General features: G+C 47.9%; 6 protein-coding genes. All 6 read left to right on the top strand.

Annotated elements, in window-relative coordinates; all coding sequences use genetic code 11:
• The first annotated feature begins 11 nt into the window (after positions 1-11).
• Positions 12-7,838 (top strand): non-ribosomal peptide synthetase, encoded by a 7,827-nt coding sequence (locus E8L90_RS06220; RefSeq protein WP_137028457.1) that lies wholly within the window; start codon positions 12-14, stop codon positions 7,836-7,838.
• A 7-nt stretch (positions 7,839-7,845) separates the two neighbouring features.
• Complete coding sequence (locus E8L90_RS06225) at positions 7,846-12,648, top strand: type I polyketide synthase (RefSeq protein WP_137028458.1); 4,803 nt, start codon at positions 7,846-7,848, stop codon at positions 12,646-12,648.
• A 5-nt stretch (positions 12,649-12,653) separates the two neighbouring features.
• Complete coding sequence (locus E8L90_RS06230; protein ID WP_137028459.1) at positions 12,654-14,909, top strand: type I polyketide synthase; 2,256 nt, start codon at positions 12,654-12,656, stop codon at positions 14,907-14,909.
• Between the two features lie 212 nt (positions 14,910-15,121).
• The gene (locus tag E8L90_RS06235) at positions 15,122-16,171 is read left to right on the top strand and encodes a phosphopantetheine-binding protein (protein WP_162309048.1); all 1,050 of its coding nucleotides are present in this window, start codon (positions 15,122-15,124) and stop codon (positions 16,169-16,171) included.
• Positions 16,172-16,195: 24 nt separating this feature from the next.
• Positions 16,196-17,296 (top strand): 3-dehydroquinate synthase II domain-containing protein, encoded by a 1,101-nt coding sequence (locus E8L90_RS06240; RefSeq protein ID WP_137028461.1) that lies wholly within the window; start codon positions 16,196-16,198, stop codon positions 17,294-17,296.
• Between the two features lie 39 nt (positions 17,297-17,335).
• Positions 17,336-18,142 carry a 2-amino-3,7-dideoxy-D-threo-hept-6-ulosonate synthase gene (locus E8L90_RS06245; protein WP_137028462.1) on the top strand — a complete coding sequence of 269 codons (807 nt, stop codon included), beginning with the start codon at positions 17,336-17,338 and terminating at the stop codon, positions 18,140-18,142.

Raw genomic sequence — 18,142 nt, forward strand, 5'->3', positions numbered from 1 at the left:
AGCGTTAGCATATGAACCACATTTATCAGTTTGTGTTTGAAAAGGTCCTGCAAGAGAAGCTGGATAAGCAGATCGGTGCTCAATTGATCAAGATGCTCAACGACGAGAGCGAAAACACCAAACAAGAAAAAGACATCGCCATCATTGGCATGTCCGTGCATATGTCGATGGCTGCGAATGTGGACGAGTTTTGGCATAACGTGAAAACGGGGACGGATTGCATCACGTCCGTCCCGACTTCAAGACTGGAGGAAATCCGTCAATTTTTCCCCTATTTCGGCGATCACGAACAGTTAGAATACGGGATTGGCTCTTATCTCGATAGAATCGGGTGTTTTGATCATAGCTTCTTTCGGATTTCTCCAGCGGAAGCAAACATGATGGACCCGAATCAACGCTTGTTTCTCCAGGCAGCTTGGAATGCCCTCGAAGACGCTGGCTATACAAGGAAAACAGTAGTAGGCAATAAAATAGGTGTCTACGTCGGTCACAGTAGCGATTTTGGCATCGAGTACAAGAGAATCGTCAGTCAAGCCAATGATTCCGGCGTGGATCTGTCTGTAGCCGGTAATCTAAAGGCGATCATTGCGAGTCGGATTTCGTATCTGCTGGATTTGAAAGGTCCAAGCATGTTAATAGATACGGCTTGTTCCTCTTCGCTTGTAGCCGTCCACGTCGCATCCAAATCGTTGAGAAGCGGAGAGTGCGAGATGGCGCTTGTCGGCGGGATCAAAGTGAATTTGTTGCCGCTGACAAGTAGAAGCGGGATTGGGATCGACTCCCAAGATGGCAGAGCACGGGCCTTTGACGACAGTTCAGACGGCACCGGCTTTGGTGAAGGAATTGTCGCTTTACTTTTAAAACCGCTCGATAAAGCAAAAGCAGACAAAGACCAGATCCACGCGGTAATCAAAGGGTCGGCGATCAATCAAGACGGAACTTCGGTCGGGATTACCGCTCCCAACCTGCTTGCGCAAGAAGAAGTAATTGTGAATGCATGGAAAGACGCTGGCATCGATGATCCCGATACAATTACATATATCGAAGCGCATGGCACAGGTACACCGCTTGGTGACCCGATTGAATTAAACGGAATCGAAGGCGCTTTCCGCCGATTTTCCAACAAAAAGCAATTTTGTGCGATTGGTTCTGTGAAATCAAATGTGGGTCACTTGGATCATAATGCGGGTTTGGCCGGATTGGTGAAGGCTGTATTGGCGCTAAAAAACAAACAGCTTCCTCCGAGCTTGCACATTCGACGTCCCAATCGCAAATTTCGCTTTGAAGATGCAGCTGTCTATCTAAACGATAAGCTGACCGACTGGGTGAGCCCAGATTCTCCTCGCCGCTGTGGGGTAAGTTCTTTCGGACTAAGCGGAACGAACTGTCACGTTGTCTTGGAGGAATCACCAGACACGGCTGTACGCACAACTGATGTAAATGTTTCCAAGCCGATGGTGTTTACACTTTCTGCCAAAAATCACGACTCGCTACTGGCCTATGTCCAGTCTTATAAAGAAACACTCGAGGGAAAACCGGAGCTGCGTATAGATGACATCTGTTACACCGCTGCCGTGATGCGGGACCATTACAACTGCCGAGTGGCTCTGGTGTTGACAGACCGTCAAGACTTTATTCGAAAAATCGATTGGCTGATCCAATTTGGGATGAAGACCGATCAAGACAGAGGAATTTATGTCAGCGAAGGTACGACAAGCGATATCAAAAACCAGTGGAACCTAGAGGCTCAATCACTCATTAGAAAAGCGACGACAACGGATCCAGACTACTTCAGCACGCTGCACGAACTTTGCAAAATGTACATACGCAACGTTGATATCGACTGGGAACCGTTGTACCAAAACGTCCAGCCTAGCAAAGTCAGCTTGCCTACATACCCGTTCCAGAAAAAGACGTGCTGGGTAGATGCCCGCGTGCCTGAAGTCAACTCAGCAGAAGTCACCAATCTGATTCATCCGCTTCTACATCAACGGTTGGCAGATTCACTTAACATGGTGATCTACTCCACACACATGAACGTGGGTGATCACGCGGCATTTCATGATTTTTCCATAGAAGGCCAATCGTTCTTTACTGTAACCGCCTTGCTAGAGATGGCACGTCATGCTGTCTGCCATCATCTGTCCGTTTCAACCCCTGAATTGCGCGCCGTGACCATTCATCAACCGCTGATTCTTCAATGGGGATTTGAACAGGAGGTGCAGACGCTACTCAAGCAAACGAGCGATTCACTGGAGTTTACCATAATCAGTCGTAATGACAAAGCGGAGGAATGGACGGTTCACGCCGACGGGAAGGCATATCGCTCTAAAAAACAGAGTGCCAAGCACGTCAGAACTTTTCAAGGTGAACAAACAAGGGTTATGAGTCTGCAACTGCCCCACCCGTACGCAGAGAACTGTTTGCAATCAAGCATGATGCAGACTACGGTCATGACTGACGAGACAGAAGCCTACTCAGTGGCGATTCCCGTGACGATTCAACGTGTAAGCTTTTATGAACCAATGCCGCTGCGCCTAACCCGTTTCGCGCACTTCACGAATCAGGAAAACAGTCTGGTTACTGGCGATCTGGTATTTCTGAATGATCAGGAACGCATCGTTGCAGAAGTGGAAGGCTACACTTTCCAGCGGATGAACAAATCAGCCATCCTGCAAGTGGCCATGTCCCAGCATCAGACAGCCTTTCACGAGATCTGTTGGAAACCAGAACCACTGGCTGGCACAACAGGGGTAACTCCCTGCACCATCCTTTTCCTGCATGGAGAAGGCGAGCGCAGCGCACACCTGTTGGCAGATCTGAAGAAAAACGGGCATGAGATCATCGAGGTCCAGCCTGGCAAAGGCTTTTACCTGACGCCTGACGGGACCTACTTCATTGGTGACAAAGAAGAAGACTATCTGGCCCTATTCGATGCTGTTCGTGAGCAAGGGTTTACCCGAATTGTCCACGCCCTAACAGTAGAGATAGAGGCACGTGAAGAGCAAGGCTTCTTCAGTATGTTTCATCTGATCCGTGCCTTAAGCCAGTCGAAAATAAGAGGGAAAATGCACATCGATATCATCTCGACTTGCGCTAACGAGGTAGATGGCGAAGAAGCTGCGATACATCCTGAGCATGCTGCTTTGTTTGGACTCGCCAAAGTGATCCCTCAAGAACATTCGAACATCACTTGCAGATGTGTAGATATCGATACAGAGACCCCAAGCGACATGCTGATACATGAGTTACATCATCATTCCTCTGACTTAGTGGTAGGGTTTCGAAACGGTACCCGCTACGTGCAAGAATGCCGCACCTTAGATATGAATGCACAACCGTCCCACGATATGAAGCTGAGATCGCAAGGCGTCTATCTAATCACCGGGGGTCTGGGTGGGGTCAGCTTGGAGATTGCCAAATATATGGCTACCCGAGAGAGTGTGAACCTTTGTCTGCTAGGACGTTCGTCACTGCCACCACAAACTGAATGGAACAACATCTTGCAAACCTGCAGTGATCAGAATCAAAAAACGGTCAAGCGCATCAAGGCCCTGCAAGCGATTCAGGAGCTTGGCAGCAAAGTCGAGTATTTCCAAGCGGACGTATCCAAAGAGGAAGACCTGCAAGTAGTCTTGAAGGACATCCGTTCTAAGTATGGACGTATCGATGGAGTCATTCATGCTGCAGGGATAGCTGGAGACGGTATGATGCAGAGAAAAGACCGTGAGACGTTTGAGCGCGTCTTGGCCCCTAAAATCCGCGGCACACGTCTGTTAGACCATTTAACACAAGCGGATCAGCCCGACTTTTTCATTCTGTTCTCATCGGTTACTTCCTTGCTTGGCGGATTCGGGCAAAGTGACTATACTACGGCAAACGCCTATCTGGATGCATATGCAGCGCACCGAACCAAACGCGGACATTTCACTACCACGATCAACTGGGCAACATGGAAAGAGACGGGAATGGCTGTGGATTACGGTGTCCATGAACTCAAGTCAGCATTCAGACCGCTTTCCACCGCCAAAGCAATTCAAGCTTTTGACCAGATCTTCGCACGTAAGGTAATGCGCATTATTGTAGGAGATCTAGATGAGGAAGTATTGGCACAGGTAGATTCTGTTCCATTTGCTCTCTCTGACTCTTTGCATCAACGGCTTGAGCGGCGCAAGATCCCAAGTTCGGAAACAACGCATGGACAAACACCACTGCGGATTGTTCGTCTGCTGGGCAAGGCAGACGATACTTACACGTTGTATGAAAAACAGTTCGGGGAAATCTGGGGAAACGTGCTCGGAATGGATGAGATCAGTATTTATGACGATTTCTATGAGTTGGGCGGCGATTCAATCATCGCGATGAAGATTGTTAACACTATCAACGATTCGCTTTCCTTGGATGTAAGCATTCCCGATCTTTTCGAACATTTGACTGTAGCTGCTCTGGCCGAACATGTTTCTCAAAAAGCAGTACCACAAGTAGCAGATACGGAACTGGCGCCAATCGCCGCCGCAGACATATCTGACAATGAAGAGGAAGAGTTCACCAGCGCACTATCGAGGGGACAAGAGCGGATCTGGTTCCTGCAACAACTAGAACCAGCCATGACTGCCTACAATCTGCCCATAACAGCAGACTTGCAGATGCAGGTGGAGTTGCCGATGCTACAAAAGGCTCTGAATGCACTAATCAAATGCCACAGAAGCCTTCGCACCATCTTCGTAACGGAAAACGGGGTTCCCCGCCAAAAGGTATTACACCATATATCCGTTCCAATCGAGCTGGTGGACCTTCGAGATCTCCTCAATCAAGGGGAATTACTTGATCAGATGGTCCGCACCCAAAAACAAAGATCGTTTGATCTGTCCCAACCGATGATTAGAGTCGCCCTTTATCAATTGGGCGAAACGCACTATCATTTCTTCTGCAATGTGCACCATATCATCGTGGACGGCTGGAGCATGGACTTGTTTTATCAAGAGCTGATGCGACTCTACAACTCTTATGTGAGGGGAGACAACCAACAACCAGCTCAGCCAAAACGCAGCTATGCCGAGTGGGTCGAACAGCAGAGAGAATGGGAACAAACAAATGAGTATAAACAGATGGAAGAATATTTCCTTAACGAGTTTTCGGGAATCCTGCCAGTGCTGCAACTGCCAACAGATTTTCAACGGCCACCGCTTCAAACGTACAACGGAAGCTATGTAAAATTCAACATCAACCGCGAACAAACCATGCTTCTTAAAGAGGTGGCGAAGTCGTTGCACGCGACCACCCATATGACACTACTGGCCTCATACTTCCTGTTCTTGCACAAGCTGACCCGTGACAATGATCTGATCATTGGCTTCCCAATTAGCGGACGCGAGAAAAAAGAGTGGGAGGACGTCATCGGGCTCTTTATTAATATGCTTTGCATCCGTGTCAATATGGAAGGCATCGAAACCTTTGCGGATCTGGTTAAATACGTCCGCGAGAAAAGCTTGCAATCATACAAAAACGGACGATATCCGTTTGACTCCTTGGTCGCGGCGCTCCACCCAGAGCGGGATTTAAGCCGCAGTCCGATTTTCTCGACGATGTTCCAGTTCTACGAAGTCGTTACACCTGATAACGACGGAGCTACCCAATATGAGCTGAGTCTGCTCGTCACTGAACAGCAAGGCGAAATGGCAGTTAAGCTGGAGTACAATACAGACTTGTTCCGACCAGACACGATCCAGCGTTTTGCTCTACAGTTCCTGAATCTGATCGGGCAAATCACTGAGAACCATCGACAGAGCTTGTCTGACCTTACACTCTTGTCAACAGAGGAAAAAGATTTCCTGCTCACAGCTAACAGCCAAACGGACGCAAATTGCCTGGGCAGCGAAACTATTCATGAGCTGTTTATTCGTCAGGCCAAGCAGACACCGGATGCCATCGCAGTGCAAGGCAATAACGTCACATGGACCTACCGTGAGCTTGATCGGGCGTCCAATCAACTAGCCCGTCTGCTGCAAAAAGAGGGAGTGCAAGCTAATACACCGGTTGGCATCATGATAGGACGCCACCCGCATATGCTGATAGCGATTCTGGGGGCATTAAAAGCAGGAGGATGTTATGTGCCGCTGGACCCGGAATATCCGACAGAACGGCTCGTCTACATTCTCGAACACAGTGGTGCTCGTGTCCTGATCACTGAAGGCCAACTGGCAACGAAAGTACAGGCTATCCTGCTTCATCGCCCAACCGTGGAGACCGTCATTGATCTTAACCCAGTGGCGACACTGCCGCACGATTGGGAAGGTATCCAACGCAGCTACGAACTGTCTGACATACTACAAGAACAAAGCGATGAGCTTCCTGCCCGCTCAGGAAAATACGATCTTTCTTATATTATGTATACATCTGGTTCAACCGGACTGCCAAAAGGGGTCATGGTTACCCACAACAACGTTAGTAACTTTATCAAATGGAGCATCAAGGAACATGGCTTGACTCCAGCGGACAACATGATACTGGTGACTTCCTACAGCTTCGACATCTCCGTCTTTGAGATGATGGGCGCTCTCTGCAGCGGAGCACGGCTTCACATCGCTACCATGGATGCATTGAAGGATACCAATCTGCTGCTTGAGTGGATCGAGCAGAAGGGCATTACTGTATGGCATTCGGTTCCGACTATGATGGCACAGCTTTTGATTTCATTGAAAAATAAAACAGAAAAAGCGACGCTGCGAAGCTTGCGCACCATCATGCTTGGCGGCGAAGCGTGGAGTGTCGAGCTTGCAAAAGGGATTCGCGCTGCATGTCCGAACGCTTCGATCAAGAATATGTACGGGCCTACCGAAGCAACCATCTGGGCCACCTGCTACACAATTAATGAAGAGTTGGATCAACTCACCTCCTTGCCAATCGGAAAGCCGGTTGCCAATAATCGTCTTTTATTGCTCGACTCGGAGATGAACCTCTGCGCAGTTGGCATGATTGGCGAAATCTGTATCACTGGCTGCAGTATCACTAAAGGATACTATCGCGACGAGGACAAAACAAAGCTAGCCTTCCTCGCTGGTAAAGACGGGGAGATCATCTATCGCACGGGGGATAAAGGCAGATATCTGCCTAGCGGCGAGATTCAATTCCTGGGTCGAGAAGACCATCTGATCAAAGTCAGAGGTTACCGCATTGAGGCTGGAGAAATCGAAAGCATTGTTCTGACTGACGAGCGCATCCAACAAGTTGCCGTCGTGGCACAGTCTTGGCAGGAAGCGCAGCGACTTATCTGTTTCTACACCTCCCAAGAAGAGTTGGATGGCGATGACCTGCGTGTCTTGCTGGAAGTGAAAGTACCAGAGTACATGATCCCTTCGCTGTGGATTCGCTTGGAGAAGATGCCGCTCACGCCAAACGGTAAAATTTACCGACAAGCTTTGGAGCGAATGGACACGAGCGTCCATCTAAAACAGACGACAATCTCCCAAGAGCCGATCTCCGAGACCGAAGAATTCCTCGCCGACATCTGGAATAAGCTGCTTGGTATCCAACAATACGGTAGACATGACAGCTTTTTCAATCTTGGTGGTACCTCGTTCATGGTAACGCAGATGCATGCACAAATCGATCATGTCTATCCCGATAAGATCAGCATTTTAGACATCTTTAAAAATCCGACTATTGCCAAACTGTCTCAACTGCTCTTGGAAAGCGATGATCAGCCTTCTCAAGCTCGAGTCAATGTACCAATAGAAAATACGGAAGACGTCATCATGAACTTGATCGATAGAGCAGGCAATGGAGAACTTTCATTGGATGATCTCATGAACCAGTTAGACAAATTGGAGGTTGAATAGGGAGATTATGAAGAAACTCTACCAGTATGTTGTCGAGCAAACCAATTCCGGACAAATCGAGAAAACGACAGCCGTAAACCTAGTGAAGCTACTCAAACAAGAAGAAGGGAAGCAGCCGGAGCAAGAAATCGCGATCATAGGAATGGCAACGCGTATGCCGATGGCAAAAGACATCCATGCGTTTTGGGAAAATTTACGAGATGGCATAGATTGCGTAACGGAATTTCCGCTCACTCGACGAAAAAACACTGACCCGATTGTATACAGTATGGGGATTTCGAATCCAGAATACAGTGTTGGCAGTTTCCTAGAGGAAGTGGATTTGTTCGACTATCGTTTCTTCGGCATTTCTCCCCGTGAGGCAAGCCTGATGGACCCTCACCAACGCCTATTTCTCCAAACGGCCTGGCATGCCATCGAAGACAGCGGATATGGAGAAAAGCTGCGTGGCACAAAAACAGGAGTGTATCTGGGGATTAGCACGGATTTTGGTGAAAACTACAAATCGTTTATTCAGGCGAGTGACCCTTCCGCTTTGGGGGTAGCACTCCCTGGTAACATCAAGTCGATCATTGCCAGCCGGATTGCTTATCTGCTTGATTTAAAAGGACCAAGCATGATGGTGGACACGGCCTGTTCCTCAGTCGCAGTCTCAGTTCATCTGGCTTGTCAGGCGATTCGTCTTGGAGAGTGCGAGATGGCGCTTGCCGGCGGGGTCAAGCTCAATCTGTTCCCTTATAAATTTGAAGACGAATTTCATATTGGCATCGAATCCTCCGACGGAAAAACCAAAACGTTTGACGACCGCTCAGACGGGACAGGTCTTGGTGAAGGGGTGGCGGCCATCCTGCTGAAGCCACTCAGCAAAGCGTTGAAGGACAATGACCCAATCCACGCCATCATCAAAGGCAGTGCAATCAATCAAGACGGACACTCGATTGGGATTACCGCCCCCAATGCCAATGCGCAGCGGGATGTCATTGTACAAGCGTGGAAGCACGCCAAGATTGATCCCGAGACCATTACCTATATTGAAGCACATGGCACCGGCACCAAGCTGGGAGACCCGATTGAAATTAACGGGATCGAGATGGCCTTCCGCCAAATTACGGACAAAAAGCAATTTTGCGCCATCTCATCTGTCAAGACGAACCTTGGACATCTGGACTTTGCTGCGGGAATCGCCGGATTGGTAAAAGCAGTTCTGGCACTCAAACATAAGCAGTTGCCGCCAAATATTCATTTTGAACGGCCCAACCGGCAAATCCCGTTTGTTTCATCACCACTCTATGTCAATGACCGCTTGATAAAGTGGGAATCATCAGGCTCACCGGCTCGCTGTGGCGTCAGTTCATTTGGATTGAGCGGTACCAACTGTCACATTGTCTTGGAAGAAGCACCACAGCCCGCAATCGATCCCACATCGACAGTTACGCAAACGGCATCCACACCTGAGGATATCTTACAAGTGCTGGCATTGTCAGCTAAGAGCAAGAGCGCGCTACTATCCCTTATCCGCGCCTATCACAACCTTTTGCTAAAAGAAGCCATGATTGATCTCACAGACGTATGCTACACTGCCAACACCGGACGCGGGCATTACACTCACCGCATTGCTGTGATGTTCCGCACCCGTGACGAGCTATTGAGATCGCTTTCTTCCGCAACTGACAGCAATCTGGAAGCGACTGACTCTCAGGACTTTTTTTACGGCAAACATACTGTGGTCATTCAGCATTCAAACCGTGAAATGCTCCCGGGCGACATAACGGAAGTTGAAAAGAGACGACTCTCCGAAGCAGCCCATTCCACACTGACGAAAGAAAAGGGAGAGACGCTACTGGCTGACTTGTGCAGACTCTATGTACACGGTGCCGATATTACGTGGGAAGCGATGCATCAGCAGGGAAACAGAAGACGACTTCATCTCCCTGTGTACCCGTTTGAAGAAAAGCACGCCTGGGTACCGATTTTACCCGTGTCCGCCATGCAGCGTCCATCGCGGCAAGGAGAAAAAGATCTCAAGCATCCCCTGTTAGACCGCGTGATCGAAATGCCTGAACAAATTGTCTCCTCGACAACGTTTAGCGTGGACACCCATTGGCTGCTGAGTGAGCATATTGTGGGTGAATCGTATGTGGCACCAGGAACAACCTACTTGGAAATGGTCAGGGCAGTGTACGCCATTCACGCTCCAGGCCAGCCTGTTGCCCTTCAAGATATCACCTTTTTGTCGCCGTTAGCGATAAAGGCTGACGAACCGAAAGAAGTACAGTTGATTGTAAATAAGACAGGGGATTCACACACTTTTACCGTCACAAGCCGTAGCCACTCAGATAGCGGATGGATCAAACATGTGGAAGGACGCATTCGCCTTTGGACAGCTGCATCCAGCACATACGCCACCAAGCAGGATATATCCGCGATCAAACAGCGTTGCGGGCATGAGACTGTCATTTTGCCACAAACTTCCACCAGCACCGGGTTTATCAAAACAGGACGACACTGGGATACACTTCGAAAAGTCTACCGAGGCAACACCGAGCTACTTGCCTATTTGGAATTGCCTCAAGAATTAAAGAATGAGGCACACCAGTACGGGCTTCATCCGTCCCTGTTGGATTGCGCTGTCAATGTCGCCATTCAGCATCTTGGGGCTGGGCCTTACCTGCCGTTTTTTTATAAAAGCTTCCATATGTTTCATCCACTGCCGAATCACGTGTACAGCCATCTCCGCTGGAAAGAAAGTTTCCGACGCGATCAGGAGACTGCCACGTTTGACATCTCGTTGCTGGATGAGCGCGGTGAGCTTCTCGTATGGATTGAGGGCTACACGATCAAAAAAGTCCATCAGTTTGATCAGCGTTTCTCGCAGTCTTCCGATTCAGAGCACATGTATCACGAGATTGCATGGGAGCCCGTACCTCTCGAGAAAAAACAACAACAGAACGTCGAGGAAAGCGTAGTTATCTTCAAAGGAGGCTGTTCCCAAGACGAAATCGTCATCGGATTATTACGCCAAGCAGGACGAACAGTGATTGAAGTGGAACATGGTGAGGAGTTTGGACATACGGAAGAGGAGTATGTAGACTTCTTGCGCACTGTCAAAGAAAGTCACCCCACGCAAATCATCCTGCTTTCGCCGTCTGCGGATACCAAGCCAGCTGACAGCTTTTCCAAATTGCAAGAAAAGCAAAATGCAGGCGTGATCAGCTTGTTCCATTTGAGTAAAGCCTTGTTCCGCAGCCGATTCAGGGAACACATCGAGTTGGTGGTCGTAGCTCATGCTGCCAACGAGATTACTAGGACGGAATCAGTCATTCTGCCGGAGCATGCGGCATTGTTCGGACTTGCGAAGGTCATTGATAATGAATTTGATAAACTAACCGTTCGTTGCATTGATGTAGACGGGGCCACCCCTGCATCCGATATTTTTGATGAGATCACAGGCTCGTCCATTGATCGAATGGTTGGCTACCGGGAAGGAATTCGTTACTTGCAAACCTTCCGACCACTCCCCCTCACCAGACTTCCGGATAAACCGTTCTTCGTGAGAGATAACGGTGTCTATCTGATCACAGGCGGAACAGGTGGAATCGGCCTCGTAATTGCCAAACATCTAGCAGCACAGAACAAAGTCACGCTCTGCCTGTCCAATCGCTCAGCCATGCCGCCTCGTGAACAGTGGGATGTGTTGGCAGCATCCTCGGAAGACCCGAAAATGAGAGCAAAGCTGAACGCATTACTGGAGATTGAAGAAATGGGCAGCCGTGTTGTCTGCTTCTCCGCTGATGTCTCTAAGGAAACGGATGTTTTGCAGCTGCTGGCAAAGATTCGCGAAACTTGTGGACCCCTTAACGGGATTATTCATAGTGCCGGAATCGCAGGAAACGGAATTCTTCTATTAAAAGATAAGAGCTCGTTCGAAAGAGTCCTGGCCACCAAAATCCAGGGAACCTGGTTGCTTGACCATCTAACAGAAGAGGACAACCTTGATTTTCTCATCTTGTTCTCATCCATGACCGCCTTCACAGGGGGACTGGGTCAGTCGGATTATACAGCAGCGAATGCCTACCTTGACAGCTATGCCGCTTTTCGCAGCAAGCAGGGAAGACGGACAGTCACGATCAACTGGCCGGCTTGGAGGGAGACAGGGATGGCCGTCGATTTCGGAGTCAACGAGATGAGAAGCATTTTCTACCCGATCACCAACAGCAAATCGCTTCAGGCATTTGATCAGATCGTAAGACGGGATGTATCACGCGTTATTGTGGGAGAAGTCGACACGGAGACACTTGACAAGTTCTTACCGTACCTGTATATGCGAGTGGATGCACCAGTGGCTATACCGCCGATCCACAAACCAGTCAAATCCTCCACACCTTCGTCATCAGCAAACACAGTGATTACCGGCCGAAAAGACGGAGCTTTTAACGTTACGGAAGTAAGGATGGCACGTATTTGGTCGAGGGTTTTAGGCCTAGAAGAGATCAACATTTACGACAACTTCACACAGCTTGGCGGCGACTCGATTATGGCGACGCATCTGCTCAAAGAGCTCGACATAGAGTTCCCCGACATGTTTGACATCTCTGATATTTTTACGTATCCAAGCGTCCAGCAGATGGTAGAGTATTTGACAAATTTGACAGGACCGCAAAGTGATGGGCCATCCGCACCCGAGTCTGAACCAGCCTCAATGGGAATGAATCGTGTCGAGGAAATACTTGAAAAACTGGCGTTGGGTGAGATTTCGGTTAGCGATGCCGACAACCTTTTGATCATGATTAATGACAAGCATTGGACGTGAGAACAATGGATCCAAGAGCAAGGGAAGTCATTTTAAAACTAGTGGCGGAACAAAAACTTTCTCCAAAAAATGGAGCCTTCTTGCTGGGTGAATTGACGGCGAACGGTGACTCCAAAGCCACGGACAACGAGATAGCCATAATCGGGATTGCCGGAAAATTCCCGCAATCAAACCATCTGGATAAACTCTGGCACAACTTATCACACAGCGTTAATCTTGTTAGCACCTTTCCATCTAAGCGGCGGAAAGACATTGATCCATATTTGTATGAAGTTTCCAATCTTGATGAATTTTATGGCTATGGCGGTTATCTTGATGAAATTGATAAGTTTGATGCTGATTTCTTCCGTATTACGCCTAAAGAAGCAAGAGCAATGGACCCGATTCAACGCCTTTTTCTGGAAACCTCGTGGGAGTGCATTGAAAATGCAGGGTACGGCGGGACGATTTACGGGACCAAAACAGGCGTTTTTGTCGGAAATGACCATACGTTTGGCCAGACCTACAAACATCTGATGGGTGAGGATGACCCTCTTACGCTCGTCGGCTCCTATGCAGGTATCCTCTCCAGCCGCGTTTCTTATGTCCTTAATCTACGCGGACCGAGCCTAGTTATCGACACCGCCTGTTCATCAGGCCTGGTAGCAGTACATACGGCCTGCCAGTCTTTGGTCAACAATGAGTGTGATATGGCCATTGCAGGAGGCATCTATCTCCGCGTGTTTCCTGTAAACGTCAGCTCGATGCAATCAATCGAATCGTCCACTCGGATCGTCCGTTCTTTTGACAACAACGCAGATGGAACCGTTTGGGGAGAGGGTGTAGGTGCGATCCTGCTCAAGCCGCTGAAAAAAGCCCTTCAAGACGGAGATTATATACACGCCACCATCAAAGGCAGTGCGGTCAACAACGACGGCGCAAGTAACGGCATCACTGCCCCCAATGCCAGTTCTCAACAAGAACTGCTGCTCAACGCATGGAAAAGCGCCAAGATCCATCCCGAAACCTTGTCCTACGTAGAAGCCCATGGTACAGGCACGGTACTGGGAGACCCAGTGGAATTGAGAGGCTTGAGCAGTGCGTTTCGCAAGTTTACACAGAGACGTCAGTTCTGTGGGATTGGCTCTATTAAAACAAACATGGGCCATCTGGTTTCCGCATCCGGGATCGCTTCTTTACTTAAGGTCGTTATGGCACTCAAGCATAAGCAAATACCGGCTACTCTGCATTTTACTAGACCAAATCAGTACATCTCGTTTGAGGAGTCACCTGTCTACATCACAGACCAGCACCAGGACTGGAAAAGGGGCGACACTCCACGGCGCGCCGGAATCAGTTCCTTTGGCTTTAGCGGAACAAACTGTCATCTCGTCCTAGAGGAAGCTCCGCATCGGGCAGTGGCAGAACAAGCTGATTATCATGGTCCGTGGATTTTTACCGTTTCTGCAAAGACAAAGCAAGCATTTGATGCTTTACTTCAGCAGTACTGTGACTTTTTCGAGAAGAATCAATCTCTGAGGCTTGCCGACGTTTGCTACACCACTGCGGTGGGGCGGAGTCATTACAACTATCGTCTGAGCTGCATTGTCAACCGCCTTGAAGATTTGCACAACAAACTATGCCAAGCCATGGAAAAAGATCCGACCACCCTAACTTCGTTCGGTATTTATTATGGTCATCACAGTGACCGTGTTAAAGGAGAAAAACACGCCATTCTCCAAACAAAAGCCAACTCGATTACCCAAACGTTTAAAACCTTACCGACTGAAATGCTGCAAGAAATCTGTCAGCTCTACGTGGAAGGTGCAGATATCGACTGGGCACTACTGTATTGCGATCAATCCGCATCACGTCTGCCATTGCCGGTCTATCCACTCGAGCGCACCCGCTACTGGTTTGATCGGCACTCCAAGGCTAACGCCTTCTCTGAAATGAGCCTAAAACATAAGGAAATGGATAGGCAAGAGCCACAGGAACAATCAACTTGGCCAGAAGTCGTACTTACAGGTAGAGTTGAAGGAGAGAGCTATACAAAGATCGAGCGCATCCTCGGTCAAGTGTGGGGTGAACTGCTGGAGCTTGAGGAAATCCAGATTGATGGGCATTTCTTGGAGGTGGGCGGAAACTCGCTCCTGGCTATCAAGATGGAAGTGGAGTTAGAAAAGCACAATATCGAGTTGAGTCACATACTGATCGCCGAATATCCGACCATTCGAGAGCTCGCTGACTATTTATCACAAGAAGGGATGGTGGAGATATGACAAGCTCTAAGAAACTAGGATCTATCGTTCCTTTCAATGAATTGTTTTACAAAAATTGTTTTTACAACTCCCTTTTTCCTATTATTAATTCTTTTGGGAAAATTGTGGATTATTTCATGATTAATGATATATTTATTTATAAGAGCGACGACGCTAACTCAATCTTACTTAACTGTGAAATTAAAGAATGCAAGCAGATAGACCAAATCCTTATGGACATTGGCGTCGGCTGGGAAAAGACCTTTCGATGTGAAAATCTTGCAGGCAACATTGAGCGAGCCATTTCCAACGACAGACCTGTAATCGTCTGGATTGACCCTTACTACCTGTCCATTCGTAAAGATACGTACGAAAAAACTCATATGGCCCATACCATACTAGTTTATGGCTACGATCACGACAAACAGATTTATACAATCATCGAACACCGAAATCGTGAGAATCTCTATTATCAGGAGTATGAAATTTCTTATCAGGAACTCGAAGATGCTTACTTAGGCTATCTCGAACGTTTTGCCAGTGAAGCATACGACACCTACTACGAGTTTTTTGGGCATACAGAACGCCAAGTACAGATGATACAAGACAAGACAGCAAACACTCAAACCATGGTTCGTAATTTGCTGATCCAGCAAGAGAATGTAAAAAAAGGTCTCGAAGACCTTGTTTCATTTGTCGAAACATTCGAAATTGCGATTGCGGATGAATGGTTCTTACAGTCGTATGTCAATGAATTATTAGCAGGGATCAACCAGATTATCACTGCAAAACAGGTAGAGAAGTATCGGTTGGACAAGCTTCTCGTCACAGATGAGCAAAGCAAGCAATCTCTCGACGATATCCTCGCTTGCTGGCTCTACGTTCGATCCGTCGTGGCAAAGTATCTTTTTTCTTCAAGTTTTAAGCCGGAGGCATTTGAGACCGCTTTAGAAAAACTGCTTCAGCTTCCTGAACTGGAACAAAACTATTTTCAGTCCCTAACTTCTTTTAAAGTGGTGAATCTCATGCGATCAGCAACCATTGAAGCAAAGATCATTGAATTGATCCAGACATACTGCGGATTGGACTTGCCTGTTGAAGAAGTCTCCTTGCAATGCGATCTCGGCTTGTACGGGTTTAACTCGCTCCAAGCTATCAAAGTGATTGTGGCCATTGAGGAAGAATACAACATCGAAATCAATCCCGAAGAGTTGGCGGTCGCAAGCCTGAATACACTCGAAGAGATTATCCAATTCATTGAACAAAAAATAGCTACTGCATAACTTACTGAAAAAAGGAGAAGTACAATGTCGAAAAAAACGGTTTGGTTTGACGCAAGACATGTGAAGGATAAAGATAAAATTCTTCCCCTCATCTATCACAGCCATTTGGAATACATGGTAATTACAAGAGAGATGCTTAATGAAATAAATCCTCCCCAAAAAATGACATTAATTGTCCAAGTAAACCAGCCATCAGACTTGGAAGAGATTCCTACTGACACGATTATTCTTTCCGCCTCGGAAACGGTCTTGCAAGATGCGATGCGGAGCGGTCACAAAACCGCTTACTTCCATTTAATCCAACCAAACAGCGATTTGGAGATTGTCTGGAAGGTAAGCAGTAAGTACTCCTACCTAGTAGTTGAATTGGTTGATGAAACCAACATCCCGCTCGAACTCTTGATTGCCCGTCTGCAAAGCAGAGAGACCAGCCTGATCAAGCTCGTCAGAAACTTGCAGGATATGAAAATCTCCCTCGGAGTTATGGAGGTCGGCAGCGACGGCGTCATGTTTTCCAATGAATCTGTGCACGAAATTATAAATGTCAACGAGTTCATGTCCACTTCACAAGGTGGTCAATTAACATTAACAACAGGAAAGGTCGTTGAAGTAGAACATTGCGGCATGGGCTACCGAGCTTGTATTGACTCGACTAGCATGCTGACCGAAAACGAAGGGATGATCATCGGTTCTACTTCCAGCGGCGGTCTCTTGGTCAGTTCAGAGACACACTTCCTCCCATACATGGAGCTTCGTCCATTCCGCGTCAACGCAGGTGCCGTTCATTCCTATGTGTGGACGCCTGATGACATGACGGCTTATCTGACCGAACTAAAAGGCGGAAGCAGAGTGTTGTGTGTAGATACCAATGGTCGAACACGTGAAATAAGTGTCGGAAGAGTCAAAATCGAGGTGAGACCACTGTTGCGCATTGTGGTTGAAACCGACAACGGCACGCAGGTCAACGCAATCGTGCAAGATGACTGGCATATCCGTATCTTCGGTGTCAATGGCGAGCCACGCAATGCATCAACCATCAAAGAGGGAGACGAGTTGCTTGCTTATGTATGCGAGAGTGGACGGCATGTCGGCATCAAAATCGATGAATGTATCATTGAAAAATGAAAGCCAGAGCACACACTTGCGAAAGAGGTGGCACCGCCAATGTATGGTAAAGAATTGAGACTCTCTCGTCTGATCAATCAAGAGACGAAGCGCTTATGCATTGTTCCTATCGATCACGGAACTACGTTAGGACCGATTCAAGGATTGGTCAATTCAGTTGATACGATCAGCCACTTGGTGAACGGTGGCGCAGAAGCGGTTGTGTTACATAAAGGACTCTTGGCAAAAGTAGCCAAAAATCCACACTTGGCAAATGGCCGTTATTTGATGCACCTGTCTGTTTCCACCAACCTTAGCAACTTTACCGGTTACAAGGTACTGGTTGGGACCGTTGAAGAAGCTGTGAAACTGGGAGCGGATGGCATTTCCGTACATATTAATCTGGGCAATGAATATGAGAACGAAATGATCACCCAATTGGGACTGGTCTCTCAAGCATGCAACGAGTGGGGTATGCCGCTTTTAGCCATGATGTATTCCCACAAAAACCCAAAGGAACCTTATCACATCCAACACGTGGCTCGACTCGGTGAAGAGCTGGGTGCTGATATCCTCAAAGTTGACTATCCTGGATCCTATGAAGCAATGGTAGATGTCGTGAACAGCGTACAGATCCCGGTTCTGATTTCTGGTGGGGCACATACGGATGACACAGAACAACTGCTGTATATGATTAGCGAGTCACTACGAGCGGGAGCTGCAGGTGTATCGATAGGTCGAAATGTTTTCCAGGGGGCAAACCCGCAAGAAATGACAGCATTAATCTCCAAATTGGTCCACGGCAAACTTACTTACAGTGAATGCTGTAAATTAATGAAAGCAAAAAAAGAAGGCGTGCTTATCTAA

The sequence above is a fragment of the Brevibacillus antibioticus genome (genome assembly GCF_005217615.1).
GTDB classification, from domain to species: Bacteria; Bacillota; Bacilli; order Brevibacillales; family Brevibacillaceae; genus Brevibacillus; species Brevibacillus antibioticus.

Excerpts from the sequence above, each read along its gene's own strand:
- E8L90_RS06220 (WP_137028457.1), top strand. The coding sequence starts at position 12 with ATGAACCACATTTATCAGTTTGTGTTTGAAAAGGTCCTGCAAGAGAAG.
- E8L90_RS06225 (WP_137028458.1), top strand. The coding sequence starts at position 7,846 with ATGAAGAAACTCTACCAGTATGTTGTCGAGCAAACCAATTCCGGACAA.
- E8L90_RS06230 (WP_137028459.1), top strand. The coding sequence starts at position 12,654 with ATGGATCCAAGAGCAAGGGAAGTCATTTTAAAACTAGTGGCGGAACAA.
- E8L90_RS06235 (WP_162309048.1), top strand. The coding sequence starts at position 15,122 with ATGGACATTGGCGTCGGCTGGGAAAAGACCTTTCGATGTGAAAATCTT.
- E8L90_RS06240 (WP_137028461.1), top strand. The coding sequence starts at position 16,196 with ATGTCGAAAAAAACGGTTTGGTTTGACGCAAGACATGTGAAGGATAAA.
- E8L90_RS06245 (WP_137028462.1), top strand. The coding sequence starts at position 17,336 with ATGTATGGTAAAGAATTGAGACTCTCTCGTCTGATCAATCAAGAGACG.